Genomic DNA, 478 nt, shown 5'->3' with positions numbered 1-478 from the left:
CCGCGCGGCGCTTAGACCGACTTGGGTTGTCTGACCGCTACCAGCGCTCATGCCACCGGGCGACGCTCCCGGAGCGTAGCCACCGCTCATGCGTCGCTCCCCGGCTGCTGGAACGACAGCGATGACGCTTGATGGCTACTCAACCAATCCGTGTGGCCGTTGGCGTCAGTGGTGCCCTGAATCGTCTGGCCGTCTGCTGACGTCACCGTGTACGGGTGATTCGCGATGGGCTCGCGCGTCTTGTCGTCGACGAGTTGGAAGCGTCCACGGTATGGCTCGTTGCCCTGTGCCGCCGGCTGCGGGACCACGCTTTTTCTCGTGCTGACCGGCCCGCCCGCTCCCGACGTCAGCTCAACCGTCGCCGTGCCTTGCGAGGCGATCAGTGTCGCGCCGCAGGCCGTCTTGTCGCCCTCGGTCGCCACCGGCCTGTCGCCGAACGTCATGCTTCGATTCCGTACACCAACGATGGGGTAGATGC

General features: G+C 66.1%; 1 pseudogene. It reads right to left on the bottom strand.

The annotated features are described in order from the left end of the window. Positions 1–86 precede the first annotated feature (86 nt). Positions 87–478: pseudogene (locus J5M67_RS28210) on the bottom strand (hypothetical protein); the annotation flags it as partial.

The organism is Pseudomonas sp. 30_B (assembly GCF_017491605.1).
In the GTDB taxonomy this organism is placed as follows: Bacteria; Pseudomonadota; Gammaproteobacteria; order Pseudomonadales; family Pseudomonadaceae; genus Pseudomonas.
This window is presented reverse-complemented; position numbering and strand designations above follow the sequence as displayed.